Raw genomic sequence first — 12,916 nt, 5'->3', positions numbered from 1 at the left:
GTTGCGCGTCATTCTCTCCATAGCCGGGCCGCGGAGGTCCGGATTGGGAGGGGATTTGTCATGACTGACTTGATAATCCGAAGATCGGTGCTGGGTGCGGGGGCGCTGGCGCTGATCGCCGCGGCGGTGACGGCCTGCACGTCAGGCTCCGCGGACCTGCCGGTGGCTTCGGGCTCTTCGTTGACTCCGACCGCCAGCGAAACCGCGACCACGTCACCGGTCGTCTCGATCGCACCGTCCGCAACACCCGCGACTGCCGCCGCGAGCCATGCCGCTGTGCTACCGCCAGCGAAACATCCGGACATTACTCCTAAGCCGTCACCAACCATCTATCTGTGCGAGGGCAATGCTGTTGCCAAACCTTCGTGGCTGAACCTGGCTTGCGCGGACCAGAAAATGGGGCTCGACCGGTTGCGCTGGTCGGGGTGGGGCTCGGCGACCGCTCACGCCACCGGCAGATTCTGGCAGTACGACTGCATCCCTGATTGCGCGTCCGGGAAACTCGTTTCGGTCCCGACCCGGGTGACCGTCAGCGAATTGGCCAACGGTCATTACGGCCGGTTGCGCGTGACAGTGCGGCCGGTGCCCGAGGATCCTCGCGACTACGTTCTGACGAAGGCCGGGCCTGGCGCCGCCTAGGAAAAGCGGGTGCCGTGCGCGCACGGCACCCGCTTGCGGAATGCCTACGGATGCGTCCGGAAAGCATCCACGATCAAATAGCTGCCGTTCTTCATCGTGCCGGTGATCGTGTGCACCCCCGGCCGCAGACCGGAAACAGTCGCCACCGTCGCCTGGTACTGCCGGGTCGGCGTCACGAAACTGACCGTCCGGTAAGGCGCGCCGTCGAGGGTGAGGTCGACGTCGCCCTCGTCGGTATTGGTTTCGGAGATGATGTCGATTCCCGTTCCGTAGAAAGTCAAACTCCACGAATCGCCGACGTTCTGGGTGGCCCAGATGTCGTCGAGGTACGAATTCGCGCCTCCGGCCGAGCTGCCGCGCCAGATCCATCCCGACGAGGGAGCGCCGGTGTTGGTGTAGACGACGCCGGAAGTGTTGTTGAGGACTTCGGACTCTTGCGTTTTGGCGAGGCGCACGGTGACGTCGGCCTGCCCGCGCCGCACGGTCAGCGTGATCGGCGCACCCGGCGCGAGTTTGTTGTAACTGAGCCAAAAAGTGTTGCGATCGTCAGTCACCGAGGTGCCGTTGACGGCCGTGATGTCGTCACCGGTCTTCAACCCGTTCTGCGCGGCGTAACTGCCCTGCGGCACTGTGGGGAGGTAGAGGCCGTACGGCTTGGTCAGGCCGAGGGACGACTGCACGGCGAGAGACGGGATGTTGGTCGCGGTGGCTCCCATCAGCGTTTCGGGCTGGACGATCATCCCGTTGGCGGGCCCGCCGGATCCGGGGCCGTAGGCGAAGACTGCCTTGGGCGGAAGCGGTCCGCCGGCGGAGCCGAAGCCGGTCATCGGGAAGTTGGCGTACCCGAGGCCGGTCGCGGGGGAATCAGCGGCGACAGTGAAGTCGTAGCTGCCGAGCGGGTCGGCTGCGGAGAACTTCGGGTCGGCGACGAGCGAATGCGGATCCATGCCCGCACGAACCCAAGCCGACTGGGTGTTGATCGTGGCGCCGTCCGCGGAAAGCGCCTCGTTGCCGCTGCCGTCGGGATTGACGTAGACCGGGTAGTGGTCGTTCCAGAAGAGGTTGCGGTCGACGCCGTACTCGGCGGTGACCGGGTTGTTCAGCACGTTGTTGTACGCCTGCGGGCCGAGGGTGATGTTGTGCTCGATGACGTCGCCGCAGTCGGAGTGGCTGACCTGTTCGTAGATCGAGCCGTCCACGAGCAGGTTGTTCCGCACGGTGCGCTCGTAGCCGTCGCGCAGTTTGATGCCGCCCTTGAGGATCAGATTGTCCAGCAGCCGGAAGCGGGACGATCCGTCGTCGAGGTCGATGGCCCAGTCGCCCGCGTGCCAGAACCGGTTGTGCTGGATGGTGATCGGCCGGACGACGTCGAGCTTCATCAGGTGCCGGGCCTGCGCGTCGCTCAGCGCGGTGCCGGTGGAGCCTTCGAAACTCGTGCCCGGTGCGAGGGTGTTGTTGCCGGAGCTGGCCCAGAACCGGCCTCGGCCCCAGACGTTGACGGACCCGTTGTCGCCGGTTTCCTCGACGCAGTTGAAGAGGTCGTTGTTCTTGATGTCGTGCCCGCCCCAGGTGCCGTCCTCGATGTTGAGGCACGCGCGCGGACTGTCGGAGATGGTGTTGCCGTCGACCGTCACGTCCGCGCTCATGGAGATGTTGACGCCGGAGGACTGCTTCTCGAACCGGCCCATGTTCTGCATGAGGTTGTTCCGCACGAGGATGTCGCGGGGATAGTCGTCGGTCTTCGGCCCGGGTGCGGTGTCGGTGACGGCGACATTGTCGTAGTAGTTGGCGGAGTAGTCGCGGACCGCGCTCGGCGAGCCGACGATCTGGACGTCCGTGGCGCCGCCGGACTCGAACTTGTTGTCGCTGATCGTGTTGTGCCGGTTGTAGCTGTCGAGGAAGACGCCGTTGCCGCCGAGCTGGTCGAAGAACGAACCGGTCACTGAGATGTCAGCGGCGTTCTTCAGCGATACCGCGCCTTCGCGGACCACCGCCCAGTCGCCCTTGGCGTCGGCTTCGAACGGGCTGGTGAAGAGCGTGCGGTGAGTCGCGGTGAAGTGCAGCCCGCGCAGGGCGATGTCGTGGACCGGGTTGGCCGCCGCCGTCCCGGTCATCGTGATCAGCTGGTTCTGTTCCGCGGTTTCGACCGTCGCGGCGGAAAGGTCGGTTCCCTCCGGCGGGTAGTAGAGCAGCTGGCCGCTCGCCCGGTCGTAGTACCACTCGCCGGGCGCGTCCAGTTCCTCCTTGACGTTCTCGGCCATCGCGGGCCCGATCCGGCCGGGCCCGTTGCCCTTCGTCAGCCCGCAGTCCTGCGGCCGGTTGTTGTCGCCGACGTAGTGCAGAGCGAGCCCGTCGCCGGTGCGCCCGCTGACGGTGAACGAGACAGAACCCCAGTCGCCGCAATGCATCGCGCGCACGAGTGCGGTCGACGGGTCCGACCATTTCGCCGATTCCCGCTCGAGGTCGGCCAGCGAGGTCGAGCCCTGGAGCCGGGCCGCGTTCGGGTCGTAGTTCGGGTAGCGGGCCAGGACCTGGCGCTGCCCGTTGACGAACAGACCGTCGAAGTCCAGTCCCGCCGGGACGGTCGCGGTCACGATCTTGCTGCCGGGCGCCGTGGGTTGCCACGCCGGACGCAGTGGTCGGCCGCCGCTGATCGTCACGGCCGCGCCGGTCGCCGGTTGCCAGGTCACGGTGTGGCCGTTGCGCCCGGAGTCTTGCGGTCCGAACGCCAGGGGAGCGGCGAGGTAGTAGGTGCCGCCAGCCAGTTGCACGACGATGTCCCGGTGGTTGCCGACGCCGGTGTCGAGCAGGTGCCGAACCCGTTGCTGCGCCTGAGGAAGCGAGCACGGCCGCGGCCGGGTGCAGGGATTTCCGGGCGGAGCGGCAACGCCTGGAGCGGCGTAAACCGCCATCGGCGGCGGCCCGCTCGCGGCGGCTGGCGGGCCGAGGGCGAGCGTTCCGCCTAACCCGGCGACGGCGGACAGGACGATGCTCAGAAGCCGGCGGTTCGCCATTCAGGTCCTCCTTGACCAGGCATCGCAGGCCCTGAGCGCCAGGACATCCGATGTCTAGGAGACTATGCAGGAGGGTGCAGCGGCCGTCAAGGAGGACTCCGGGTGGTGCTTGGCGGTGAGGAAGTGACTGTTGGTAAAGCAATCCAGGGCGGATCTGCCCGTTCTCGGCGAGGTTCGGGAGCGGTTTCCCTGAGCCGTCTGGGGTGAACTTTACATCTGATCTTTTGCCGGGGCGAATGGCTCACTGCCGTGTTCGGCATAGTAAGGGTTGCCTCACTCCATCGCCTCGGCTACCGTCCAAGTCCTCAGATGACATGAGGAGTTGGGATGACTGATCTGACGCTGGCCGCGCTGGCGGCGGCGGTGCGGGCGCGCGAGGTGTCCCCGGTGGAGCTCGCCGAGGAGTACCTGGCCCGGATCGACCGCGACAACGACCGGATCGGCGCTTACCTCGCCGTGGACCACGAGGGGGCGCTCGCGGCCGCGCGCGAGGCGGAAGCGCTGGTCCGGTCCGGCGTGCGGGACCTGCCGATGTTGTGCGGGGTGCCCGTTTCGGTGAAGGACACGTGCCCGGTGAAAGGCCTGCGGTACACGGCCGGATCGAAGGTCTTCGCGGACCGGGTGGCCGAGGTGGACGCGGCGGTCGTGACGCAGGTGCGCCGGGCGGGCATGGTGGTGCTGGGCAAGACCAACGCGGCCGAGTTCGGCTGCTCCTCCTACACCGAGACAGTGTTCGGCGCGGCCCGCAATCCGCACGACCTCACCCGTACCGCGGGCGGGTCCAGTGGCGGGGCCGCCGCCTCGGTCGCGGCGGGACTGGCCCCGGCGGCGCACGGCAGCGACGGCGGCGGCTCGGTGCGGATCCCCGCCGCGTGCTGCGGGCTGGTGGGGATCAAGCCGACCAGAGGCAGGGTGAGCCCCGCTCCCGGCCCGGATTCGGCCGGGCTGGCCACCGCGGGTCCGATCGCCCGGACGGTCGCGGATGCCGCACTGCTGCTGGACGCGATGAGCACCGTGCGCCCCGGCGACACGCATCAATTGCCGCCGGTGCCGGCCGGGCACTTCGCGAACAGTGCCGAACGGGACCCCGGCCGGTTGCGAATCGGCGTAATCCGGGGATCGGCGAGCGACGACCCGTGGTGCCGCCGGGCGTGCGAAGACACCGTCGCGCTGCTCGCGGATCTGGGACACGACGTGGCGTACGCCGCGCCGACCGATCCGGACGACTATCGCGAGGAGTTCGCCGTCGTGTGGTCGCTGCTCGCCTGCTCGGTGCCGGTTCCCGCCGAGCGGGAGCAGGACCTGCTGCCGCTGACCCGCTGGCTGCGGGAGAAAGCCCGGGGCTACGACGCGGTGACCTTCATGTCCGCGCTGGTGTCGATGCAGGCCACCGCTCGCCGCATCGCCTCCCGCTACGACCGGTTCGACGTGGTCCTCAGTTCCGCCACGGCCGCGTTGCCGCCGCTGGTGGGCGGCCTCGTCGACGACGATCCCGCGCAGACCTTCGAGAACATGCTGGAGTTTCACCCGCTCACCCCGCTGGCCAACATCACCGGCCAGCCGTCGCTGACCGTCCCGGCGCTCCGGACACCCGGCGGGCTGCCCGCCGGCGTGCTGCTCACCGGACGCTACGGCGCCGAGACGACCCTCATTTCCGTTGCGGCACAACTGGAGCGGGCGAAGCGATGAAGAAGGCTCAACTGGGTTTCCTGACCGGGACCCATGTCGTCAACGACCTGTACCAGGGCGCGGTGCCCGCGCTGCTGCCGTTCATGATGAGCGAGCGCCACTACAGCTACGCGGCGGTGTCCGGAATCGCTTTGGCCGCAACGGGTTTGTCCAGCGTGGTGCAACCGGTGTTCGGGATGATCGTGGACCGGTCCGGACGCTCCTGGCTGGCGCCACTGGGTTTCCTCGTGGCTGCCGCCGGAATCGCCGGCGCCGGTTTCGCGAACGGGTACCTGGCCACCTGGATCTGCGTCGCCATTGCCGGAATCGGGGTGGCCGCCTACCATCCGCCCGCCACCAACCAGGCCCGTGCGGCGGGCGGCAGGTCGCAGCGGGCCATGAGCCTGTTCTCGGTGGGCGGCACGCTGGGCAGCTCGCTCGCTCCCGCGCTCGTCACCGCGGTCGTCGGCTCGCTCGGCCTGTCGGGGACCTACTTGCTGGCGGTCCCGGCCGTGGTGATGGCGTTGCTGTGGCTGCTCAACCGTCGCAATGCGCTTGGCGCTCCCGGAAGTGCGGCTAGAGCGTCCACAGTAGACATTTCGGATGACTGGCGGGCCTTCGGCAGACTCGTCGCGGCGACCGTCGGGTGGTCGATCCCTTACGTGACAGTGAGTTCGCTGCTTTCGTTGTACGCGATCCGCGAACTGCACGCCTCGACCGCGGTCGCGGCGGTCACGCTGACCTCGTTCACGCTGGCCGGTGCGGCGGGCACTGTCCTCGGCGGTTGGCTCGGCGACCGGTTCGGCCGCCTGACGCCGATCAGGGCCGGATACCTGCTGGGCGTTCCGGCGCTGGCCGGAGTGGTGTTCAGCCCGAACTATCCCGTGCTGGAACTCAGCACCGTGCTGCTGGGGCTGGCCATGTTCCTGCCGTTCGCCAACCAGGTGACTCTCGCGCAGGACTACCTGCCCACGCGGCCCGGCACCGCCAGCGGGCTGACTCTCGGCCTGGCCATGTCGGTCGGCGGGCTGACCTCGCCGCTGTTCGGCTGGCTGGCCGACGCCGAGGGCCTGCGGTTCACCCTCGGTTCGGTGCTCGCGGTGTTCTGCGTCGCCGTGGTGTTCGCCATCCGGCTGCGCGACCGTGTCCTGCCTGTTCAGCCGGCTGAGAAGTCATCTGAGGAGCTGGTGACCTGATATATTGCCGGGCACCAGGCGGAGAGGAGAATGCGACATGACGGTCCGGTCGGTGCAGCGAACCTCCTTGGTCGACGCGGCGACGGCGGAACTGCGCAGGCTGATCGGCGAGGGCGAGTGGCCGGTCGGGGCCAAGCTGCCCAACGAGGTCGAGCTGAGCAAGCTGCTCGGCGTCGGCCGGTCCACCGCGAGGGAGGCAGTACGGGCTCTGATCTCCGCCGGTCAGCTGTACTCCCAGCAGGGCTCGGGCACCTACGTCGCGTCCGCGACCCCACTGTCCGATTTGGACCGCAAGCTGCGCACGGCCGCGGCGATCGACGTGTACGAGGTCCGCGTCGCACTGGAGGTCGAGGCGGGAAGTTTGGCAGCGACCCGCCGCACCGCCGCCGACCTGAAGGCGCTCCGCAAGGCGCTGGCGGCCCGCGACCGAGCCGATTCACTCCCGGAACTGCTCGACGCGGACCTCGCCTTCCACCGGGCAGTCGTGCTGGCCGCGCACAACCCGGTGCTGATCGACGTGTTCGACTCTTTCCTGGACGCCATGCGCGCGGTCTCCGCCGACGTCACCACCCTGGACACCGCCGAGACCAGCGCGGACGACCTGCACCAGGCCCACCACGGCCTGCTAGCCGCCATCGAGGCCGGTGACGCGGAGGCCGCCGCGCTGGCCACTCGCCGCAACGTCGAGCGCACCTTGGACCAGTTGCGCTAGCAGTGACCCTGCGATTGAACGGCCGTTTTCGGACGGCCTCGCGGGAGCCAGGACTGCGAATAGATCAGAGCGGCGAAGAGGATGAGGCCGCCGATCTCGACCAGGAATTTCGTGTCGTCGGGCACGAGTCGCAGATTGAGCGCGATGTAAAGAAAGGCAAGAACGCCGACGAGAAAGCGTCGGATATCGCTGCGCTGATTGTCGAGGGTAACCGCGACCACGCCGATGACCAGGGGCGCGAGCATGACGAATACCCGTTGCGTGTCGGTGGCGACCATCCGCCCGGCCAAGCAGCAGAGTGCCAGGTAGACGCTGGATACGAGCAGCGGGTTGAGCGGGCCTCGCTGGCGGTACAGCCGGTAGAGCCCGTAGCCGAAGATGATCCAGAAGAAGTGGAACGTATCGAAAAGCGCGGCGTGCTCGCTGCGTTTGTTCGACGACAGCGCGAAGACGATGTTCGAGGCGAGGCTTTGGTTGCCCTGACCGCTGCCGAAGCTGTAACTGCCCCCGATGAAATTCTGTGCCCACAGGCGGAAACCGGCATACGCCAGCGCCGCGACTGCCGTTGCGAGCACGCCGAACAGCACTTGGCGATCACGCAGTGACCGCGACCGTGTCCAGGCCAACAGCGGGTACAGCGGGGCGAGCAGAAGAGTGGTCTCCTTGTTGATGGTGCCGACGATGATGACGAGGGTGAACAGCGGCAGTTTGCGCTTGAACAACAGCCACAACGCGATGAGGTAGAGCAGATTGTTCAGCGGGTCGACAAGGAAAGGGTTGCTGAACGCGTAGGGGGCGTACCAGAACGTGCAAGAGAGGGCGATCGCCGCGAGCACTGAGGTGAACAGGTGCAGGTTGAGGTGCCGCCAGCAGAATTCGAAGAACACCACGGTGCACGCGAGCGTGACCACGGCGGTGAACCCGAGCCACAACACATCGAGCGAAAGCCCTGTCACCTTGTTCGCCAGATGCACCAGCCAGGGGCTGAGCATCCTGAGCGCGAACGGGTTGTCGACCTGCGCCCCGGTGTGTTCGGACATGGCGTAGTAGCTGAGCGCGTCGCCCCAAGCTTTCTCGTGCGCGCGCACGTCGAGCGGCGCGTACGAGATGAAGTTGATCAGCGACGCGGTCGCCAGCGTCAGATACACCGCCGCCCGCCGGACAGCAGCGCTGCGCGGGGCGGCGGTCTTCCGCGAGACAGGAGCGGACGGCTCGATCCCTGTGGTCACCTGCGAAAGCGTAACCAAGGGCGGCGGCCGCCGATGAGGGGACTCGTCGGCGCGCGACCGAGTCTGCCGGGCCGTCCTGGCGAGGTTTGGCGGATACGCACGGTCGGCCCGCCGTTGACTCGCTGTGTTGTGACCGCCGATGTCGCCTCCCGAGGTTGCATCCGAGGGCTGCGCCGTTATCCTGCGACTAAGCGGCCGCTTAGCGGTGGCTGTCCAGCGGCGGACAAGGAGACGGTGTGGTGGAGTCGTTCAAGGATCGCGTTGCCCTGGTCACCGGGGCCAGCCGGGGGATCGGGCTGGCCATCGCGAAGGGGCTTGTCGAGCGCGGGGCCAAGGTGGTCATCACGGCGCGCAAGCCGGAGCCGCTCGCCGAGGCCGTCGAGTTGCTCGGCGGGCCGGACGTCGCGGTCGCGGTGCCCGGCAAGGCCGACGACGCCGCGCACCAGCAGGAGGCGGTCGCCGCCGCGGTCGAGAGGTTCGGCAGTCTCGGCATGCTGGTCAACAACACCGGCATCAACCCGGTTTACGGCCCGATGGTGGACATCGACCCGGCCGCGGCGGCCAAGATCTTCGCGGTGAACGTGGTCGCGCCGCTGTCGTGGATCCGCGTCGCGCGGGACGCGTGGATGGGCGAGCACGGCGGGTCGGTGGTCAACGTCGCCTCGATCGCGGGCATCCGCACCTCGCCGGGCATCGGCATGTACGGCGTCAGCAAGGCCGCGCTGATCCGGCTCACCCAGGAACTCGGCGGCGAACTCGGCCCGAATATCCGGGTGAACGCGGTGGCTCCGGCGGTGGTCAAGACGCAGTTCGCGACCGCGCTTTACGAAGGTCGTGAGGAAGAGGTCGCGGCGTCGTATCCGCTGAAGCGGCTCGGCGTGCCGGAGGACATCGCTGGCGCGGTGGCGTTCCTGCTGTCCAGCGAAGCGGGCTGGATGACCGGGCAGACGGTCGTTCTCGACGGTGGCGTGACGCTCGGCGGCGGCCTGTGAGCGCCGGGGTCGTCATCACCGGCGGTGGTGGCGGGATCGGAGCGGCGCTGGCACGTCGGTTCGCCGCGGACGGTGCCCGCATTGTCGTCGCGGACCTCGACGGCGACCGCGCGGCCGGGGTCGCGGCGGAGGTCGGCGGTACGGCGTTCGCCGGGGACGTGGCAAGCGAATCCGGCGTGGCGGACCTGATCACGGCCGCCCGCGAAACGCTGGGCGAGATCGACGTTTTCTGTGCCAACGCCGGGGTCGCGCCGTTCGGCGACGCCAACGCGGACGAGGACGCGTGGTCGCTGGCGTGGGACGTCAACGTGATGGCGCACGTCCGCGCGGCCCGGTTGCTGCTGCCGGCGTGGCTGGAGCGCGGCGAGGGCCGGTTCGTCGCGACGGTGTCCGCGGCGGGCGTGCTCACCAGCCTCGGCTCGGCGCCGTATTCGGTGACCAAGCACGGTGCGCTGGCGTTCGCGGAATGGCTGTCGGCCACGTACCGGCACCGCGGGATCAGCGTGCAGGCGATCTGCCCGCAGGGCGTGCGCACCGCGATGCTGGAGGAGACCGGCGAACGCGGCAAACTGCTGATGGGCGCGTCCGCGATCGACCCGCCGCAGGTGGCCGACGCGCTGTTCGCCGCCATCGCCGAGAACCGGTTCCTGGTGCTGCCGCACGCCGAGGTCGCCGAGTTCTATGCCTTGCGCGCCACCCAAACCGACCGCTGGCTCGGCGGGATGAACAAGCTGCAGCGGAAAATGGAGGAACTGCCCGGCGACGCGTGACCCGATATTCTCCCCGGGGCGGCACGGAGCCGCAGGGGAGAACAGGGAGCCGGAATGACCGCACCCGCGCGGGCCGACGTGTCGCGCATCGCCACCGCCAGTTTCATCGGCACCGCCACCCGAGTTCTACGATTTCTACATTTACGGAACCGCGGCGGCGCTGGTGTTCGGGAAGGTGTTCTTCCCGACCTTCTCCTCGACCGCCGGGGTGCTGGCCTCGCTCGGCACCTTCGCGGTCGGGTTCGTCGCGCGCCCGGTCGGCGCGGTCCTTTTCGGACACTGGGGCGACCGGATCGGCCGCAAGTCCATGCTGGTCACGTCGCTGCTGGTGATGGGACTGTCCACAGTGGCCGTCGGACTGGTCCCGGGATACGGCACGCTCGGCCTCTGGTCACCGATCCTGCTGGTGGTACTGCGTTTCGTGCAAGGCATCGGCCTCGGCGGCGAATGGGGCGGCGCGGTGCTGATGTCGACCGAGTACGCGCCGCCGGGCAAACGCGGCTTGTACTCCGCGTTCCCGCAGCTCGGCCCGGCCATCGGATTCGTGCTGGGCAACCTGCTGTTCCTGGTGCTGGACGCGGTGCTCCCTCCCGCTGAGTTCTTGTCCTGGGGCTGGCGGCTGCCGTTCTTGTTCTCCGCGGTGTTGCTGGCAGTCGGTTTCTGCATCCGGATCAAGATCGCCGAGACGCCGGTTTTCCAAGCTGCTTTGGACAAGGCCGAACAGGCGAAAGTCCCGTTGTTCGAGCTGCTTCGGAAACAGCCGCGAGTTCTGGTGCTGTCGACGCTGTCGTTCGTGCTCGCGCACGCGCTTTTCTATACGGTGACGACTTTCTGTCTTTCACTGGCGACGACCACCCTCGGCATCCCGCGCAAGACTGTCCTGATCGGCCTGCTCATCGCGGCCACGGTGATGGGCGTGGCGACGCTGGTGTTCGCGATGAAGTCCGACCAGTGGGGCCGCCGACGGCTGAGCGCGGCGGCCGCGGTTTCCGTTGTGGTGTGGGCATTTCCGCTGTTCGCTCTGCTGCAGACGGGAAACCCGGTCCTGCTGACGCTCGGCTTTGTCGGCGGCCTGGCGTGCTTCGCGATGCTGTACGGGCCGATGGGCGCGTTCCTGCCGGAGCTGTTCCGGGTGCGGTACCGGTATTCCGGTGCGTCCATCGCGTACAGCGTGGCGGGGGTGATCGGCGGCGGGGTGGTGCCGTTGATTTCGACGAACCTGTGGGCGTCGACCGGTTCGACAGTGCCGGTTTCGCTGGTGCTGGTGGCGCTCGGGGTGCTGAGCTTCGTGTGCGTGCTGGGCCTGCCGGAAACCCGGGACCACGACTTCTCCGACGGGCTCGGCGAGGGGACCGCCGCCGGCCGGTCCTGACTTTCGGACCCACCCGGGCGGGGGATAAACCCGGCGCGGCGCACCGTTTCCCGCTCGGTGCGCCGTTCGGGCTGTGGCTCTTGACACGCTGATTTGGTCTAGTCCAGTGTGTGACGGCACCCTTCCGGGTGCACTCCTCCCGGGTTGATCCCGCCGCCTCAAACCGGAGGTGTTCCGTGGTGCCCGTGGGAGGAACACGATGAAATCAGTGCGTCGGCTGGCCGCGCTCGCGGCGGCGGCAGGGGCGGCTCTCGCGACCGCAGCCGGGGTGGCCACGGCCGCGCCCGCGTCTGCCCCGCAGCTCGCGGCGGCTCCGGACCCGGTTCTCGCTTCGCCGTACCTGTACCAGTGGGCGGGGCAGACCAGCGCGTCGGCGGCGATGTCCGCGACCGGGATCAAGACGTTCACGCTCGCCTTCATGCTGTCGGACGGTTCGTGCAACCCGAAGTGGGACGGCGACCGTTCGCTGACCGGCTCGGACAAAACCCTGATCAAGAGCATCCGCGACGCGGGCGGCGACGTCATCCCGTCCTTCGGCGGCTGGTCCGGCACGAAACTGGGCGCGAAATGCTCGTCGGCCAGCGCGCTCGCGGGGGCGTACCAGAAGGTGATCGACGCGTACGGGCTCAAGGCGATCGACCTCGACATCGAGAACACCGACGAGTTCGAGAACGCGACGGTGCAGGATCGGATCCTGAACGCGGTCAAGATCACGAAGCAGAAGAACCCGGGCGTGCGCGTCGTGATCACCATCGGGACCGAGACGTCCGGCCCGAACGACTGGGGCAAGCGGCTGATCAAGCAGGCGAAGGCGATCGGCGCGCCGGTGGACGTGTGGTCGGTGATGCCGTTCGACTTCTCCAGCGGCGGCGACATGGCGGGCAAGACGAAGTCCGCGGTGGACGGTCTCGCGGGACAGCTGAAGTCGACGTTCGGCTGGGACAGCGCCACGGCGTACCGGCACGCGGGCCTGTCGTCGATGAACGGCAAGGCGGACAACGCCGGCGAGGTCGTCTCGGTGGCCGACTTCACCGCGATCCGCGACTACGCGACCAGCCACCACCTGGGCCGGTTCACCTTCTGGGCGACCAACCGGGACTGCTCGGGCGGCGGGGAGTGCAGCGGAATCTCGCAGCCGAAGTACGCGTTCACGAAGATCGTGGCCGGATACCACGGCTGACCGGGTCCAGGTCGGCGACGAGGCCGCCGTTCCGAGGGGTGCGGCCTCGTCGGCCCCCGCAGCCCGGCCCCGGGGGTTTGGAAGCCGGGCCGGGCGGGGGGCCCGACGGGCACGAAGTACAACAGCGGTGCCCCCGCAGACCCC

The 12,916-nt window shown here is 68.3% G+C and carries 9 protein-coding genes and 1 pseudogene; 8 read left to right on the top strand and 2 right to left on the bottom strand.

What is annotated here, in order from left to right:
* Nucleotides 1-60: 60 nt before the first annotated feature.
* Entirely contained in the window at nucleotides 61-639 is a 579-nt protein-coding gene (locus tag ABZX37_RS22840) for a hypothetical protein (RefSeq protein ID WP_354742533.1), read from the top strand.
* A 44-nt stretch (nucleotides 640-683) separates the two neighbouring features.
* Here ABZX37_RS22840 and ABZX37_RS22835 read toward each other — a convergent pair whose 3' ends face one another.
* Nucleotides 684-3,653, bottom strand: coding sequence for a PDZ domain-containing protein (locus ABZX37_RS22835; RefSeq protein ID WP_354742532.1), 2,970 nt, complete (start codon nucleotides 3,651-3,653; stop codon nucleotides 684-686).
* A gap of 327 nt (nucleotides 3,654-3,980) precedes the next feature.
* Between ABZX37_RS22835 and ABZX37_RS22830 the strand changes: the two genes are divergently transcribed.
* From ABZX37_RS22830 to ABZX37_RS22820, 3 genes are read left to right on the top strand one after another with little or no spacing between them, the layout of a single operon-like run.
* On the top strand, nucleotides 3,981-5,342 hold the full coding sequence (locus tag ABZX37_RS22830) for an amidase (protein ID WP_354742530.1): 1,362 nt from the start codon (nucleotides 3,981-3,983) through the stop codon (nucleotides 5,340-5,342).
* Nucleotides 5,339-6,517 (top strand): MFS transporter, encoded by a 1,179-nt coding sequence (locus ABZX37_RS22825; RefSeq protein ID WP_354742528.1) that lies wholly within the window; start codon nucleotides 5,339-5,341, stop codon nucleotides 6,515-6,517. The genes ABZX37_RS22830 and ABZX37_RS22825 overlap by 4 nt, the downstream gene beginning before the upstream one ends.
* 37 nt (nucleotides 6,518-6,554) lie before the next feature.
* Nucleotides 6,555-7,229: an FCD domain-containing protein gene (locus tag ABZX37_RS22820; RefSeq protein ID WP_354742526.1), complete on the top strand. Its 675-nt coding sequence runs from the start codon at nucleotides 6,555-6,557 to the stop codon at nucleotides 7,227-7,229.
* On the opposite strand, the gene ABZX37_RS22815 is transcribed toward ABZX37_RS22820, so the two are convergent.
* Nucleotides 7,226-8,458, bottom strand: a complete 1,233-nt coding sequence (locus ABZX37_RS22815; RefSeq protein ID WP_354742524.1) for a hypothetical protein — start codon at nucleotides 8,456-8,458, stop codon at nucleotides 7,226-7,228. The genes ABZX37_RS22820 and ABZX37_RS22815 overlap by 4 nt on opposite strands.
* Nucleotides 8,459-8,697: 239 nt before the next feature.
* Between ABZX37_RS22815 and ABZX37_RS22810 the strand changes: the two genes are divergently transcribed.
* The 4 genes and pseudogenes from ABZX37_RS22810 to ABZX37_RS22795 all read left to right on the top strand — a co-directional run bounded on the left by ABZX37_RS22810 (nucleotide 8,698) and on the right by ABZX37_RS22795 (nucleotide 12,772).
* A complete protein-coding gene (locus tag ABZX37_RS22810; protein ID WP_354742745.1) occupies nucleotides 8,698-9,450 on the top strand; it encodes an SDR family oxidoreductase in 753 nt (250 codons plus the stop codon).
* Complete coding sequence (locus ABZX37_RS22805; RefSeq protein WP_354742522.1) at nucleotides 9,447-10,220, top strand: SDR family oxidoreductase; 774 nt, start codon at nucleotides 9,447-9,449, stop codon at nucleotides 10,218-10,220. The genes ABZX37_RS22810 and ABZX37_RS22805 overlap by 4 nt, the downstream gene beginning before the upstream one ends.
* 54 nt (nucleotides 10,221-10,274) lie before the next feature.
* A pseudogene (locus ABZX37_RS22800) lies at nucleotides 10,275-11,592 on the top strand (MFS transporter).
* A 199-nt stretch (nucleotides 11,593-11,791) separates the two neighbouring features.
* On the top strand, nucleotides 11,792-12,772 hold the full coding sequence (locus ABZX37_RS22795; RefSeq protein ID WP_354742520.1) for a chitinase: 981 nt from the start codon (nucleotides 11,792-11,794) through the stop codon (nucleotides 12,770-12,772).
* The last annotated feature ends 144 nt before the right edge of the window (nucleotides 12,773-12,916 follow it).

The organism is Amycolatopsis sp. NPDC004079 (assembly GCF_040610415.1).
In the GTDB taxonomy this organism is placed as follows: domain Bacteria; phylum Actinomycetota; class Actinomycetes; order Mycobacteriales; family Pseudonocardiaceae; genus Amycolatopsis; species Amycolatopsis halotolerans.
This window is presented reverse-complemented; position numbering and strand designations above follow the sequence as displayed.